Source organism: Herbaspirillum sp. BH-1, assembly GCF_002870055.1.
Lineage (GTDB): Bacteria > Pseudomonadota > Gammaproteobacteria > Burkholderiales > Burkholderiaceae_D > Herbaspirillum > Herbaspirillum frisingense.
The window spans coordinates 41,656-54,855 of sequence record NZ_PKOI01000006.1; the positions used below are offsets into that span (position 1 = coordinate 41,656).

The 13,200-nt window shown below is 63.9% G+C and carries 12 protein-coding genes and 1 pseudogene; 7 read left to right on the top strand and 6 right to left on the bottom strand.

What is annotated here, in order from left to right; all coding sequences use genetic code 11:
* Window positions 1-8 precede the first annotated feature (8 nt).
* The gene (locus HBH1_RS09990; RefSeq protein ID WP_102662642.1) at window positions 9-737 is read right to left on the bottom strand and encodes a FadR/GntR family transcriptional regulator; all 729 of its coding nucleotides are present in this window, start codon (window positions 735-737) and stop codon (window positions 9-11) included.
* Window positions 738-1,200: 463 nt separating this feature from the next.
* Between HBH1_RS09990 and HBH1_RS09995 the strand changes: the two genes are divergently transcribed.
* Window positions 1,201-2,457: an MFS transporter gene (locus tag HBH1_RS09995; protein ID WP_039873717.1), complete on the top strand. Its 1,257-nt coding sequence runs from the start codon at window positions 1,201-1,203 to the stop codon at window positions 2,455-2,457.
* Between the two features lie 84 nt (window positions 2,458-2,541).
* Here the strand turns inward: HBH1_RS09995 and yfcF are convergent, their stop codons facing one another.
* Window positions 2,542-3,228 (bottom strand): glutathione transferase, encoded by a 687-nt coding sequence (gene yfcF, locus HBH1_RS10000; protein ID WP_166757997.1) that lies wholly within the window; start codon window positions 3,226-3,228, stop codon window positions 2,542-2,544.
* 444 nt (window positions 3,229-3,672) lie between these two features.
* On the opposite strand from yfcF, the gene HBH1_RS10005 reads away from it, so the two are divergent.
* The gene (locus HBH1_RS10005; RefSeq protein ID WP_102662643.1) at window positions 3,673-3,969 is read left to right on the top strand and encodes a type II toxin-antitoxin system MqsR family toxin; all 297 of its coding nucleotides are present in this window, start codon (window positions 3,673-3,675) and stop codon (window positions 3,967-3,969) included.
* A 1-nt stretch (window position 3,970) separates the two neighbouring features.
* A pseudogene (locus HBH1_RS10010) lies at window positions 3,971-4,366 on the top strand (type II TA system antitoxin MqsA family protein); the annotation flags it as partial.
* 104 nt (window positions 4,367-4,470) lie between these two features.
* On the opposite strand, the gene HBH1_RS10015 reads toward HBH1_RS10010, so the two are convergent.
* Window positions 4,471-5,202 (bottom strand): GntR family transcriptional regulator, encoded by a 732-nt coding sequence (locus HBH1_RS10015; protein ID WP_006461190.1) that lies wholly within the window; start codon window positions 5,200-5,202, stop codon window positions 4,471-4,473.
* A gap of 377 nt (window positions 5,203-5,579) precedes the next feature.
* Between HBH1_RS10015 and HBH1_RS10020 the strand changes: the two genes are divergently transcribed.
* The 3 genes from HBH1_RS10020 to HBH1_RS10030 all read left to right on the top strand — a co-directional run bounded on the left by HBH1_RS10020 (window position 5,580) and on the right by HBH1_RS10030 (window position 9,393).
* Window positions 5,580-6,821, top strand: a complete 1,242-nt coding sequence (locus HBH1_RS10020; protein WP_102662645.1) for an MFS transporter — start codon at window positions 5,580-5,582, stop codon at window positions 6,819-6,821.
* The gene (locus HBH1_RS10025; RefSeq protein WP_102662646.1) at window positions 6,818-7,648 is read left to right on the top strand and encodes an amidohydrolase family protein; all 831 of its coding nucleotides are present in this window, start codon (window positions 6,818-6,820) and stop codon (window positions 7,646-7,648) included. The genes HBH1_RS10020 and HBH1_RS10025 overlap by 4 nt, the downstream gene beginning before the upstream one ends.
* Window positions 7,649-7,821: 173 nt before the next feature.
* Complete coding sequence (locus HBH1_RS10030) at window positions 7,822-9,393, top strand: methyl-accepting chemotaxis protein (protein WP_102662647.1); 1,572 nt, start codon at window positions 7,822-7,824, stop codon at window positions 9,391-9,393.
* 59 nt (window positions 9,394-9,452) lie between these two features.
* On the opposite strand, the gene HBH1_RS10035 is transcribed toward HBH1_RS10030, so the two are convergent.
* Window positions 9,453-10,091, bottom strand: a complete 639-nt coding sequence (locus HBH1_RS10035; RefSeq protein WP_102662648.1) for a cysteine hydrolase family protein — start codon at window positions 10,089-10,091, stop codon at window positions 9,453-9,455.
* Between the two features lie 269 nt (window positions 10,092-10,360).
* Between HBH1_RS10035 and HBH1_RS10040 the strand changes: the two genes are divergently transcribed.
* On the top strand, window positions 10,361-12,043 hold the full coding sequence (locus HBH1_RS10040) for a phosphoethanolamine transferase (protein WP_102662649.1): 1,683 nt from the start codon (window positions 10,361-10,363) through the stop codon (window positions 12,041-12,043).
* Between the two features lie 10 nt (window positions 12,044-12,053).
* On the opposite strand, the gene HBH1_RS10045 is transcribed toward HBH1_RS10040, so the two are convergent.
* Window positions 12,054-12,509 carry an SRPBCC family protein gene (locus HBH1_RS10045; protein ID WP_006461196.1) on the bottom strand — a complete coding sequence of 152 codons (456 nt, stop codon included), beginning with the start codon at window positions 12,507-12,509 and terminating at the stop codon, window positions 12,054-12,056.
* A gap of 118 nt (window positions 12,510-12,627) precedes the next feature.
* Window positions 12,628-13,014 (bottom strand): VOC family protein, encoded by a 387-nt coding sequence (locus tag HBH1_RS10050; protein WP_102662650.1) that lies wholly within the window; start codon window positions 13,012-13,014, stop codon window positions 12,628-12,630.
* Window positions 13,015-13,200 lie beyond the last annotated feature (186 nt).

Sequence of the window (13,200 nt, forward strand, 5' to 3'; positions counted from 1 at the left end):
CCTGATATTCAGCCGCCCTCGAAGATGCGCAGCCGCGCCAGGCCGATATGTCCGCGCATGGCCGCTTCGGCCCGCTCGCGCGACCCCTCGGCGATGGCCTGGACGATGGCCTGGTGCTCATCGTCGATGGTCTGGATGCGCACACTGTCCTGGGGCGAGCCCAGATTCCGGGCCAGCTCCATGCACTGGCGTATCGGTCCCAGCGCATGCTCGATGGTGGAGATGAAGAAGGGGTTGCGGCTGGCGCGGGCGATGGCCATGTGCAGCGCCAGGTCTTCCTCGACCCCGGTCTGCCCCTTCAGTTGCGCACTGCGCAAGGCTTGCAGGCAGGCGTGCATCAGGCGCACGTCGTCTTCCTGGCGCGCCTGGGCGGCGATGCCGGCCGCGCCCACTTCCACGCATTCCCGAAAGGCGTAGTAGCGCTCCATGTCGTGGATGCTGGCGATCTGCGCCGGTACGCTGTTTTGCAGGGACGGCAGGCGCTGCACATAGTTGCCGGAGCCGCGGCGCGATACCACGATGCCCTCCGAGCGAAGCCGCGACAGCGCCTCGCGCACCGTGGTGCGGGAGGCCTGGTAGCGCTGTGCCAGTTCCACCTCGGTCGGCAGACGGCGGTTCTCGCCCAGTTCGCCGCGCAGGATGGCGGCGATGATCTGCTTGCAGATATGTTCGGAGCGGCTGAGCTGGCCGGGCGCTGGCGTTGGAACAGGGGGCGGCGGTGTGCGGGATTCTGACATGTACGATGACTGCTGCCGTTGAGTTCTTCTCCGGACACTATGAAGGACTCGCCTTGCCTGTGCAAGCCAGCGCGACCAAAAGCTGTTGCAATTCGTGCAACCGAGCGGAAAACCGCGTTAAAAAGCGCTTCCAGGCTGGCAGATGGCGCGAATCCGGTTGACTTCATGGGCGTCGATCATTAAAGTTGTCCACCTGCATTTGAAATTAGTCGGACTAATTGCACTTTAACTTATACGACATCGTATAATTGCAGCCATAAAAAAAGACGACAGCAGCCAGCGTGGAGACCGGTATGACCCCAAGACCCGCCTGGTTTCTCTCAAGCTTGCGCCCGTCCTCAGGACGGCCGGGCCTGTATCCCTGCGCGTCATCCATCGTCGTCCGGCCTGTCCGGCGTCGCGCGCAGCAGGGACGGCCTGCTGCAGTACTGCCCATTTGAATAAAAATCCTTTTGGAGACGCCATGAAGTACGTAAGAGGAATCCGCTGGTACATGGTCACCCTGGTGACCCTGGCCCTGATCGTCAATTACCTGGCCCGCAATACCTTGTCGGTGGCCGCACCGACCATGATGAAAGAGCTGGACATGAGCACCCAGCAGTATTCCTACATCGTGGTGTCGTGGCAGATCTGCTATGCCCTCATGCAGCCGGTGGCGGGCTACATCCTTGATGCGGTAGGGACCAAGATCGGCTTCGGCATCTTCGCGCTGGCCTGGTCGCTGGTGTGCGCCGCTGCTGCCATGGCCACCGGCTGGCAGAGCCTGGCCTTTTTCCGGGCGCTGCTGGGCGTGACCGAGGCGGCTGGCATCCCGGGCGGGGTGAAGGCTTCCACCGAGTGGTTCCCGGCTAAGGAGCGCTCGGTGGCCATCGGCTGGTTCAACATCGGTTCCTCCATCGGCGCCCTGTGCGCGCCGCCCCTGGTGGTGTGGACCATCCTGCACGGCGGCTGGCGCATGTCCTTCGTGGTGGTGGGCGTGCTGGGGGTGATCTGGTTCGTGCTGTGGATGCTGTTCTACAAGAACCCGCGGGATCAGAAGCTGCTGTCGCCGGAAGAACGTGCCTACATACTGGACGGCCAGGAAAAATCGCCCGAGAAGGTACAGCGCGAGAGCTGGACGCTCATCGTGCGCAGCCGCAACTTCTGGTCGATCGCCGTTCCGCGCTTCCTCTCGGAGCCGGCCTGGCAGACCTTCAATGCCTGGATTCCCCTGTACATGGCGACCGAGCGCCACATGAACATCAAGGAAATCGCCATGTTCGCCTGGTTGCCCTTCCTGGCCGCCGACATCGGTTGTGTGCTGGGGGGCTACCTGAGCCCGTTCTTCCACAAGCATCTCAATGTGTCCTTGTTCACCTCGCGCAAGCTGGTCATGCTGGTGGGCAGCCTGGCCATGATCGGGCCGGCCTGCGTGGGCTTCGTGGATAGTCCCTATGTGGCTATCGCGCTGCTGTCCATTGGTGGTTTCGCCCACCAGACGCTGTCGGGTGCGCTGTATTCGATCACTTCCGACGTCTTCACCCGCAACCAAGTGGCGACCGCCACTGGCTTGACCGGCATGAGTGGCTACCTGGGGGCGACCTTGTTCACCCTGCTGTTCGGCATCCTAGTCACGCAGATCGGCTATGGCCCGCTGTTTGTGCTGCTGGCGGTGTTCGATCTGGTGGCCGTGGCGGTGGTGTTTGCGTTGGCCCGTCCGCGCGCGCAGGCGCTGGCCTGACGATATTGCAGGGGGGAGTAGGGCAGGGGCGGCGTCGCAGGACGTCGCCCCTTTTTCATGGGTCATGAAACCCGGTGGCTTGCCTCAGTCTGCCAGTGGTGGGCGCTGCAACGCTACCCATTCCTGCACGGCCGGCCGTTGCCACTGGGCCTGTGCATAACGGAGCAGGGCCTCCGGCACCGGGTCACCATGCAGGGCCAGCCGGTTGAGCATCAGCGCCAGGTCGGTATCGGCGATGCTCCATGCATCGAACAGGCAGGACGCACCCGGCGCCAGCAGGCTCTCGGCAAAGCGGAACAGGCGCGACGCCGCGGCCTGGGCCGCCCTCGTCAGCGGCGCCTTCTTCGCGCCATAGAACAGCACCTGCGTATTGCGCTCTTCACGAATCGGCATCAGGTCGCTGCGCAGCCAGGCCTGCACCTGTCGCGCCCGTGCGCGCTGCACGGGATCTTGCGGATAGAGCCGCGGGCCGGCGAAGACCTCATCCAGGTATTCGTTGATGGCCGAGGACTCCGACAGCGCCAGCGTGCCATGCAGCAGCGTCGGCACGCGCGCCGTCAGTGACAGCTCGGCATAGGCCGGTGCCAGGTTGGCGGCGGCGTCGAGATCCACGGTCTGCAGCGTGAAGGGCAGCTGCTTTTCGCGCAGGGCCACGAAGACCGACATGGCGTAGGGACTGGCGTATTGCGCGTCGGCGTACAGCTGCAGCGCCTTGTCGGCGGTGGCGGGAAAGGCGCCGGCTATCTGGAGTCCGGTAAAACTGTTTTGCATGAGTACCTCTGGAAGAACGGTTGAAGAAAGCCGTTCCGCCGGCGCTGCCGGGCGAGGTCTGAAAGGGGAAATGCTGCTGCGATCCAGTCCCGCCAGGCGATCCGCCGGACGGGACGTGACATCCCCGTCAGCGGAGATGCCGTTTTTTGGTATTCAGCCCGCACGCGCGCGCGCCTGCCGCCGGGAGGGCAGTGGACTTGCGGGTGATGGATCGCTTCAGATTCATGGTGCGGGAAGTGATGGGCTGAGTGACGATAGTAAACGAGATCTCCTCAGGATTTCAAACCATCTGTCTGAAATCCGCACAACTCGCACCACACTCCCACCTTCGCTCCACCTCTCCTGCTGCACACATCAGTCGTAGCTGACCTTGTTGCGCAGTTTTCTCGAACAACTTTCGCCCATATCACCTTGGTTTATGTAACCAGGATGGTTACCATGCAAATGGAAAAGCACACGCCTCACCGCAAGCTGTATCAAATCCATTCACTGCTCGCCCAGGGACGAATCCGCAAAACTGCGACGGCCATCCTGGGCGCCGCAGCACTGGGCATGGACGAATCGGAGATGACCGCAGTGGTGGCCGCGCTCACGAGCAGTGATTTCTACAAGAGCATGACCAGCCACCTGGATCACCGGATCTGGCATGACGTGTACTGCCCGCTGACCCGTCATGGCGTGCTGTATATCAAGCTGACCGTGCTGGATGACGTATTGATCGTATCGTTCAAGGAGAGATGAGATGAACTGTCCCAGTTGCGGCGGTGCCGAGATGGTTCGCGCCACCCGAGACCTGCCCTATACCTATAAGGGCGAGACCACCCTCATCGTGGACGTCACAGGTGACTATTGCCCGCTCTGCGGTGAATGCCTGCCCCTGCCTGCGGAGGAAGAAAGAGTCTCTTCCGAGGCACTGGCCTTCAACAAGGAGGTCAATGCCGGCCTCATCGATCCGTCCGAGATCATCGAGGCACGCGAGCTCCTGCAGTTGGGCCAGCGCGAAGCCAGCCTGCTGTTCGGCGGCGGCATCAATGCCTTCAACCGCTACGAGGCCGGGAAGATCAAGCCACCACGCGCATTGGTATTGTTGCTGCGCCTGCTGCGCAAGCATCCGGAACTGCTGGCCGAGGTAAGGGCCGGGACGAACGATGTAGCGCGCCCGCCTCGCATACTTGAAATCCGGGAACCACGGGTCGCCCGGCTGACCCAGGGTCGACGCAAGTAGCGTCCCGGCAGCTGCCGCTAGCGAATCTCCGCGCTATACCTGAACTTGCTCGCCGCACCCCTGGACTGCCGCCACTCCAGCGGTGTTCCGTCCGAACCGAAGGCGATGCGTTCGATCACCACCACCGGCGTCTTTTCCTTCAAGCCCAGCAGGCGCGCCTGCGCCGCCGTCACCGTTTCCACCGTCAGGGTCTCGCGGGCCGAGGCCACGATCAGGCCGCATTCACGTTCATATAGCGGATAGAGCAGGTCGCCGAAATCTTCCGGCGCCTTGTCGGCCAGGGCCTTGAACCGCTGCGCGCAGAGATAGATGTTCTCGGCCAGCACCGGTTGATCGTCTACCGTGCGCAGACGCAGCAGTTCGATCACCCGGGCATGGGGTTTGAGGTGCAGGGCCTCGGCTACCTGGCGTGGCGCCTCGATGGTCTTGCGGCCGACGATGACGCTCCTGGGCGCCAGCGGTTGCCCCTCGGCGGATTCGAAACGGAAGAACCGGAACAAGGAATTGTCGAAGCGCGCCTTGCGCACGAAGGTCCCCCGGCCATGCGTGCGCTCCACCAGCCCTTCGGCGATGAGCGTTTCGATGGCGCGGCGCACCGTTCCCACTGCCATCTGATGGGTCTGGCTGAGCTCCGCTTCCGACGGAATGGCTTGACCCGGTTGCCACTTCTGGGCGCGGATCTGCGCGGCCAACAGGTCGCGCAACTGGAGATAAAGCGGCAGGCGCCCATCGACGGACTGGTCAGGCATGGTGGAACTGGCCTTGCATGGATGAAAGGGGCTCAGTCTACCCGTGGCGCGGCTTGCCCACAACGGCGGGGTGAACAGTGCGGCCCGGCCCCGGCAGGTACAGCGCCGCCTCCCTTGCCTTGTCGCTGCGTCGCCACGATGATGCAGCTGACCCATGGCGGCTACCCGAAACGGCCTCGCCATGGGCGATTGCGCCACGCGCCGATGAGGATTGTTGAGGCCACCTGCCTGTGTTATCTTACGCCAACTCATATATATGTCTATATGAGTAATCAACGAGATAATTCAATCAGCTTCGCGCTTCCGTTCATCCCTCCCCAGCCATTGCCGGGAGGGGATCGCACCGGTTGCGCGCCTTCAGCTTAGAGGACGAGACAATGTTTTCATGGTATCGGCAGGTGACTGCCAAGGAACGCAAGACCTTCTGGGCCTGCTTCAGCGGATGGGCGCTGGATGCGCTGGACGTGCAGATGTTCAGCCTGGCCATTCCGGCGCTGATCGCGGCCTTTTCCCTCAGCAAGGCCGATGCCGGCCTGATCAGCGGCGCCACGCTGGTGGCCTCGGCCATCGGCGGCTGGTTTGCCGGCGCGATGTCGGACCGCTACGGCCGCGTCAAGACGCTGCAGATCACCATCATCTGGTTCTCGCTGTTCACCTTCCTGAGCGCCTTTGCCCAGAGCTATCCGCAGCTGCTGGTGTTGAAGGCCTTGCAAGGTTTCGGTTTCGGCGGCGAATGGGCGGCCGGTGCCGTGCTGATGGCCGAGACCATCCGCGCCGAACATCGCGGCAAAGCCATGGGCACGGTGCAAAGCGCCTGGGCCGTCGGCTGGGGCGGCGCGGTGTTGCTGTTCTCCGTATTGTTCTCGCTGCTGCCGCAGGAAATGGCCTGGCGCGTGATGTTCGTCATCGGTCTGTTGCCGGCACTGCTGGTGGTGTACGTGCGCCGCTCGGTGCCGGAAACCGATGCCTTCCTGGCCGGCCGCAAGGCCGCTGCCGGCAAGCCTGCCGCCAGCACCCTGCTGGGCATCTTCCGCCCCGACGTGTTGCGCCTGACCATCATCGGCAGCCTGCTGGGGGTGGGCGCCCATGGGGGTTACTACGCGCTGATGACCTGGCTGCCGACCTACCTCAAGACCGAGAAGCACCTGTCGGTGCTCTCCACCGGGGGCTATCTGGCGGTCATCATCGTCGCCTTCTGGTGTGGTTGCATCGCCAGTTCGCAATTGCTGGACCGCATCGGTCGCCGTCGTACGGTGGCTTCGTTTGCCATCTGCTGCGTGCTGACCGTGCTGTGCTACATCTTCCTGCCGTTGACCGACACGCAGATGCTGGTTTGCGGTTTCCCGCTGGGCTTCTTTGCAGCCGGTATTCCGGCCAGTCTGGGCGCGCTGTTCAACGAGCTCTATCCGAGCGGCATCCGCGGCACCGGGGTGGGTTTCTGCTACAACTTCGGTCGCGTGGCCTCGGCCGGTTTCCCGGTGCTGGTGGGTCACATGAGTGACTCGATGCCACTGGGCCAGGCCATCGGCATCGACGCCGCCATTGCCTATTCGCTGGTGGTGGTAGCCGTGCTGATGCTGCCGGAAACCAAGGGCCGCAGCATGGAAACGGCAGCATGAGCACAGCGGCCATCGCCACCGGTCTGCGTATCGACACCCACGCGCACGTGTTTGCGCGTGGCCTGCCGATGGCCGATGGCCGTCGCTACACCCCGGCCTACGACATCACCGTCGACGAATACCTGGCCCGGCTGGATGCGCAGGGCATGAGTCACGGCGTGCTGGTGCAGCCGAGTTTCCTGGGCAGCGACAACAGCTACATGCTGCAGGCCATCGCCCGCGCACCGGACCGACTGCGCGGCATTGCCATGGTCGAGTCCGATATCGACGAGCAAGCCCTGCTGGCCTTGCAGCAAGGCGGCGTGGTCGGCGTGCGTTTCAATCTGGTGGGGGGCGCACCGCTGCCGGATTTCAAGGGCGCCTGGCGCGACACCCTGCGGCATATCGCGCAACTGGGCTGGCAGGTCGAGATCCATCGCGAGGCGGTGGACCTGCCGCGGGTGCTGGAGCCCTTGCTGGAACTGGGCATGAAGGTCGTGGTGGATCACTTCGGTCGGGTCGATCCGGGTTTGGGCGTGGACGATCCGGGTTTCCGTTACCTGCTCTCCACCGGTGCCTCGCGCCTGGTGTGGGTGAAGCTGTCGGCGCAGTACCGCAATGGCGGCAGTGAGGGCGGCGCGCGTTTTGCGCGCCAGGCCTGGCCGCTGCTACGCCAGCATCTGGGGCCGGAGCGCCTGCTCTGGGGCAGTGACTGGCCGCATACCCAGCATGAGAGCATGACCGACTATGCCGACAGCTGGCGGCGATTCGAGGATCTGGTGAGCGATGAGCAGGACCGTCGTCTCATCACCGGCCAGACAGCGGCGCAGTTGTTCGACTTCGCCTGAGTCTGCCGACATGGAGGGCCGGCCGGTTGGGCGGCGTCTCCAGGACCCAGTCCGTGACACGGGCTGGGTCCTTTTGTTTTGCGCAAGAGGAAATATCGAAAAGCCAATCTTCTCAGGCCTTCGGATTTTCTCCGTGACCGATAGGTGGGGTTGGACAGGAAAGGGATATCACAATGAAATGGTTCATGGACAGGAAGATCGCAACCAAGCTGTTGCTCTCCTTCGTCACGGTGCTGGGGCTGATGACAGCGCTTGGCATCTTCTCGCTGTATCAGATGGACAAGGTCAATGACACGGCCACCGAAATCGCCCACAAGTGGGAACCCAGCATACGCATCAGCCTGATGCTGGAACGCACGCTGGTGCGGGTGCGCTCCACCGAGTTCCAGCACATCCTGGGCAACCAGGAAACCATGGCCACGCTGGAAAAGGCGCTGGCCGACCGCTACCAGGAATTCAGCAATCTGGAAGCGCAATACCGCAAGCTCGACCTCACTCCGGAGCAGGCCAGCACATTCGACCAGCTCAGCAAGACCCTGGCCGCCTATCTGGTCGAGCACAAGAAGATCATCGCGCTGTCCCACGACAATCACAAGGAAGAGGCGCTGGCCCTGACCAAGGGTGACTCGCTGAAGGCCTATCGCGCCATCGAAAAGCAGTTCTCGACCCTGCGCCTGGCCAACATCGAACAAAAGGAAGCCGCCAACACCGAGGCTGACCGCGTCTACAACACCTCGCAGAACTGGATCATCGGCGTGCTGGCCGCCGGCATCCTGATCGGCCTGATACTGGCCGTGACCATCGCCCGGGTGGTGGCGGGTCCCCTGGTCGAGGCTCTGCAACTGGCACGTCGCGTGGCCGACAATGACCTGACCGGCCAGGTCAAGGTGCATGGCCGTGACGAGACCGGCCAGCTGATGCTGGCGCTGAACCACATGACCGAGAGCCTGGGCACGATGGTGGGCGAGGTGCATCGCAGTATCGCCATCATCAATACCGCCTCCGGCGAAATCGCCAGCGGCAATGCCGACCTCTCATCGCGCACCGAGTCGCAGGCTTCCAGTCTGGAAGAGACCGCCTCGGCCATGGAAGAACTGACCTCCACCGTGCGTCAGAACGCCGACCATGCCAACCAGGCCAATGAACTCATGGCAACCTCCTCGCGTCTGGCCAGCGAGGGTGGCGCGGTGGTCGACCGCGTCGTGCAGACCATGGGCGAGATCCGCCTGGGTTCCTCGCGCATTGCCGACATCATCGGCGTGATCGACGGCATCGCCTTCCAGACCAATATCCTGGCGCTCAATGCGGCGGTGGAAGCGGCCCGTGCCGGTGAACAGGGACGCGGTTTCGCGGTGGTAGCCACCGAGGTGCGCAGCCTGGCGCAGCGCTCGGCCGCAGCGGCGCGCGAGATCAAGGAGCTGATCGAGGGATCGGTGCAGCAGGTAGCCACCGGCGCCGACCTGGTCGACCAGGCCGGCAAGACCATGCACGAGATCGTCGATTCGGTGGCCCGCGTGGCGACCCTGATGAACGAGATCGCGGTGGCCAGCCGGGAACAGAGTCGCGGCATCGACGAGATCAACCATGCCGTCACGCAGATGGATGAAGGCACCCAGCAGAATGCCGCGCTGGTGGAGGAGGCCGCCGCCGCCGCTCACTCCCTGCGCGACCAGACCGACCAGCTGGCCGGCCTGGTGGGACGTTTCCGCCTGCGCGGCAACGAGCGCGTGCTGCTGTCGGCATAAGCCACACGGCCGTCCCGCTGCCATCCCGTCACGGCCCTGCCGGACGGGATTTTTTTCGCCTAGTTGATCCAGCTCAGTTGGGTCAGCTTCACGCGTTCGCCCAGGCGCGGCGCATTGACCAGGTGCCAGGCCGCATATTGCTCCGCATAGGGGGTGTCGGAGGCCATCAGGTCCACCGGCACCACCACGTCGAAGCCACGCAGCGCAGCGCTGGAGGCCGTATGCAGTACCGCCCCATGGGCTGCGGCACCGATGCAGATGACGGTCTTGATGCCCTTGTCACGCAAGGTCTTTTCCAGGTCAGTATTGAGGAACTTGTCGGGGCCGGACTTGAACAGCGGCTCGCCCGCCTGCATGGCCGCCTCGGGCCAGACATCGGCCGGTGTGCTGGCACCGCCCAGGGTATGGATCACGGTGATCTTCTTCTCCCGCGCCAGCGCCAGCATCTTGGCGACCCGTGGCAGCATGGCCACGCAGCGCGGCCGGGTATCCGGGTGGCAAGTCTGGCGCGCCAAGTCCAGCACCAGCAGGGCGGTGGTGGACGGGTCCACGGTGATGTGCGAAAGTGCCGGCGCAGCCGGCGCCTTGACCGAGGACCAGTCGTCATAGACGCCCTGGGCCGAGGCCGGCGACAGGGCGGCCACGCAGGCCGACAGACCGATGAGCGCGACGCAGAGGCGATGGGGGAGGGTACGCATGGTGTTCCTTTCGATAGGGGGATGTCGCTGGAAAATCTGCACCGGACGCGGTTGCCTGTTATGCAATGTTATCCTCGCGGCCTGGAAACAAATTATCGCTGAGCTTGTCCTATCGCGCAGACTGCGTGCGTGAAACGTGAAGGATGTGACAGGCCACCGTGGCGGCACCGGCGCTCCCCTGCACCGGTGACCGGCGCAGGGGAGCGCCGGTGCCGCCATCCATTTCCCGATGACAGCCATATTGCCGACTGGGCGGCGGAAAGACAGCATTGAACAAACTGCTCAAACGACTGTTGCTGGGCCTGGCCGGCCTGGCGGTGTTCTGGGCGCTGGGTCGCATCAGCGCCAACGAGCTGGCCAAGAGCAGCGTGCTCATGGCCACGGCCTTGCCCGGGATCGCCGGCCTGTTCCTGGCGATCCCCGCTTTGCGCCGTCGGCCCGCCTGGTTCTCGGCGGCAAGCCTGGGCATCATCGGCCTGTTCTTGCTGGACGCCGCCATCAAGGGCTTCCTGCGCGACTACTTCGGGCTGCGCCCCAATCCGGTACTGGTGCTGCAGGCCATCTTCAATACCAACCCCGCCGAGAGCAGCGAATTCTTCCGCCACAACGGGCGCGACGTGGCCGAGGCAGCGGGACTGCTGTTGCTGACGTGGGCTGCCGTCTGGCTGGCCGAGCGCCGCCTGCGCCGCAGCGAGGCGGGCCAGCCGGCACCGGCCTGGCGCTGGCGGGGTGTGGCGGGGGTCGGCAGTCTGCTGGCGATCTTCATCGCGCTGCATTTCAACCCGACCATGGCCAAGGAAAATCCCTTGCTGTTCTGGCCCATCCGTTATCTGGATTACCGCGACCAGATGGCCCAGGCCGCCAGCATGGAAGAGAACGTGGCGCGCAACATGGCGCAAAAGTCGGAATGGCAGGTGCGTTACCACGGCCCCGAACGCAACACCGTGGTGTGGGTGATCGGCGAGAGCCTCAACCGCGCCAACATGTCGCTGTATGGCTATGAGCGTGCGACCTCGCCCACGCTGGAGGCGATGCGCAAGGACCTGATCGTGTTCCGTGACGTGGTCTCCTCTGAGCCGGCCACCATGGCCTCGCTGATGAAGATGCTGACTCCGGCCGACCTGAACGACCCGCAGGCCTGGAACCGCAAGCCGGACGTGCTGATGCTGGCCCGCGAGGCCGGCTTCCGCATCCACTGGCTATCCAATCAGCCACCCAATGACGGCTGGCTGGGGCTGGTCTCGCGCCGTGCCGATCATCAGGTCTTCATCAACAAGGGGGCCGGGCGCGGGGAAAACAATTTCGACGGCAACCTCTTGCCGGCCCTGGAAGCCGCCTTGCAGGACCCGGCCCCGAAGAAGCTGATCGTGGTGCACCTGCTGGGCGCCCATCCCACCTATGACATGCGCTATCCCAGCCAGTACGCCCGCTTCGACAGCCTGCGCGACAGCGTGGCCGAACGGCTGGAGAACGCCGATCGCTCGGCCTGGATACGGCAATTGCGCAACGAATACGACAATGCCATCGCCTACAACGACTACGTGCTCGGCAGCATGCTCAGGCTGACCATGAACGATGCCCGCGAAGACAATGCCAGCCTGCTCTTCAGCTCCGACCATGCGCAGGAGGTCGGCCACACCCGCAACCACGCCGGCCAGTCGGTGGCCGATGCCACCGGCTATGAGATCCCGATGCTGGCGTGGACCCGCTCCTTCACCGGCAAGAGCCCGGAAGAAAAAGCCCAGCTCGAATACCGCCCCTACCAGACCGACCAGATGGAACACACGGTATTAGGCCTGCTGGGTGTGGATTCGGTCTATTACGACGCCCGTCACGACATCCTCAGCGAGCGCTTCGTCAGTGCGCACTTCCACCAGTTGCGGCGCATCAACGGCCAGCCCTACCAGCCACGCACGCTGCGTTACAACGAAGCCGCTGCGCAGGGGCAATGACGCAGCGACGTCAGGCGCCGTCCGGGATTTCCGGGTCGACCAGTTGCGCCAGCAGCTGCAATGATTCCTGCCAGCCGGCATAGCAGAATTCCAGCGGGATCGACGGCGGTATGCCCTGCTGTACCACCGTCAGTTCGCTGCCCACCAGGTTGGCGGCGATACTGATGGTGACCTTCATCTCGCCCGGCAGATTGGGATCGTCGAACTTGTCGGTGTAGACGATGCGCTCATGCGGTACCAGCTCCACATAGGTACCGCCGAAGGCGTGCGACTGCCCGGTGCTGAAATTGGTGAACGACATCTTGTGCGAGCCACCGACCCGCGCATCCATGTGATGCACCTTGCCGGTGAAGCCATGGGGTGGCAGCCATTTCACCATGGCGTCGGGATCCAGAAAGGCGCGATAGACGCGCTCCGGCTTGGCCCGCAGTACGCGGAAGATCTTGACGGTATGGGGCTGGCTCATGCGGGTCTCCTTGGGCTGGCGGATGGATGGTGACGGGCTGCGGGCGGCAACGGGGCCGGCGCATGCCAGCCTCCGCCGCTCCGGTGATGCTGTCAAGCGCAACAGTGCCGCATCTGTTTCAGGCCGGGCAATGGCAGACGACTTCGATGTTGTGCCCGTCCGGATCGAGGACAAAGGCGCCGTAGTAATTCGGATGGTAATGGGCGCGAATGCCCGGGCCGCCGTTGTCGCGCCCGCCCTGGGCCAGTGCTGCCGCGTGGAAGGCCTCCACCGGAGCACGGGTCTCGGCGCGGAAGGCGATGTGCAGCGGCGGCTGGTTGGGCGTGCCGCGACTGATCCAGAAGTCGGGTTTGCCGTTCTCGCCAAAGCCCGCCACATCGGTATGGCCGGTCACCGCTGCCGACAATTCCATCACCAGGGTGTAGCCGATGGGGGCCAGTGCCGCCTGGTAGAAAGCCTTGCTCTTCTCGAAATCGCTGACGAAGATACCGGTGTGGTCGATCATGCTCGTTCTCCTGTGGATGGTGATGAGGGTGGCCTAAGGGAATGCCGGATGCCGATCTTAGGCGGCGCCGTGCAGCGGGTCAATCCAGCCCGCCTTGATCCGGATCGGTCTGCCGGACCTGATCAATGCTGACCGCGACGTCTATCAGACACCCGCCGGCAAGTTCTCGTATCATGCTGCTTTATT

Excerpts from the sequence above, each read along its gene's own strand:
- HBH1_RS10020 (WP_102662645.1), top strand. The coding sequence starts at position 5,580 with ATGTTTTCATGGTATCGGCAGGTGACTGCCAAGGAACGCAAGACCTTC.
- HBH1_RS10030 (WP_102662647.1), top strand. The coding sequence starts at position 7,822 with ATGAAATGGTTCATGGACAGGAAGATCGCAACCAAGCTGTTGCTCTCC.
- HBH1_RS10015 (WP_006461190.1), bottom strand. The coding sequence starts at position 5,202 with ATGCCTGACCAGTCCGTCGATGGGCGCCTGCCGCTTTATCTCCAGTTG.
- HBH1_RS09995 (WP_039873717.1), top strand. The coding sequence starts at position 1,201 with ATGAAGTACGTAAGAGGAATCCGCTGGTACATGGTCACCCTGGTGACC.
- yfcF (WP_166757997.1), bottom strand. The coding sequence starts at position 3,228 with ATGCAAAACAGTTTTACCGGACTCCAGATAGCCGGCGCCTTTCCCGCC.
- HBH1_RS10045 (WP_006461196.1), bottom strand. The coding sequence starts at position 12,509 with ATGAGCCAGCCCCATACCGTCAAGATCTTCCGCGTACTGCGGGCCAAG.
- HBH1_RS09990 (WP_102662642.1), bottom strand. The coding sequence starts at position 737 with ATGTCAGAATCCCGCACACCGCCGCCCCCTGTTCCAACGCCAGCGCCC.
- HBH1_RS10025 (WP_102662646.1), top strand. The coding sequence starts at position 6,818 with ATGAGCACAGCGGCCATCGCCACCGGTCTGCGTATCGACACCCACGCG.
- HBH1_RS10005 (WP_102662643.1), top strand. The coding sequence starts at position 3,673 with ATGGAAAAGCACACGCCTCACCGCAAGCTGTATCAAATCCATTCACTG.
- HBH1_RS10050 (WP_102662650.1), bottom strand. The coding sequence starts at position 13,014 with ATGATCGACCACACCGGTATCTTCGTCAGCGATTTCGAGAAGAGCAAG.
- HBH1_RS10035 (WP_102662648.1), bottom strand. The coding sequence starts at position 10,091 with ATGCGTACCCTCCCCCATCGCCTCTGCGTCGCGCTCATCGGTCTGTCG.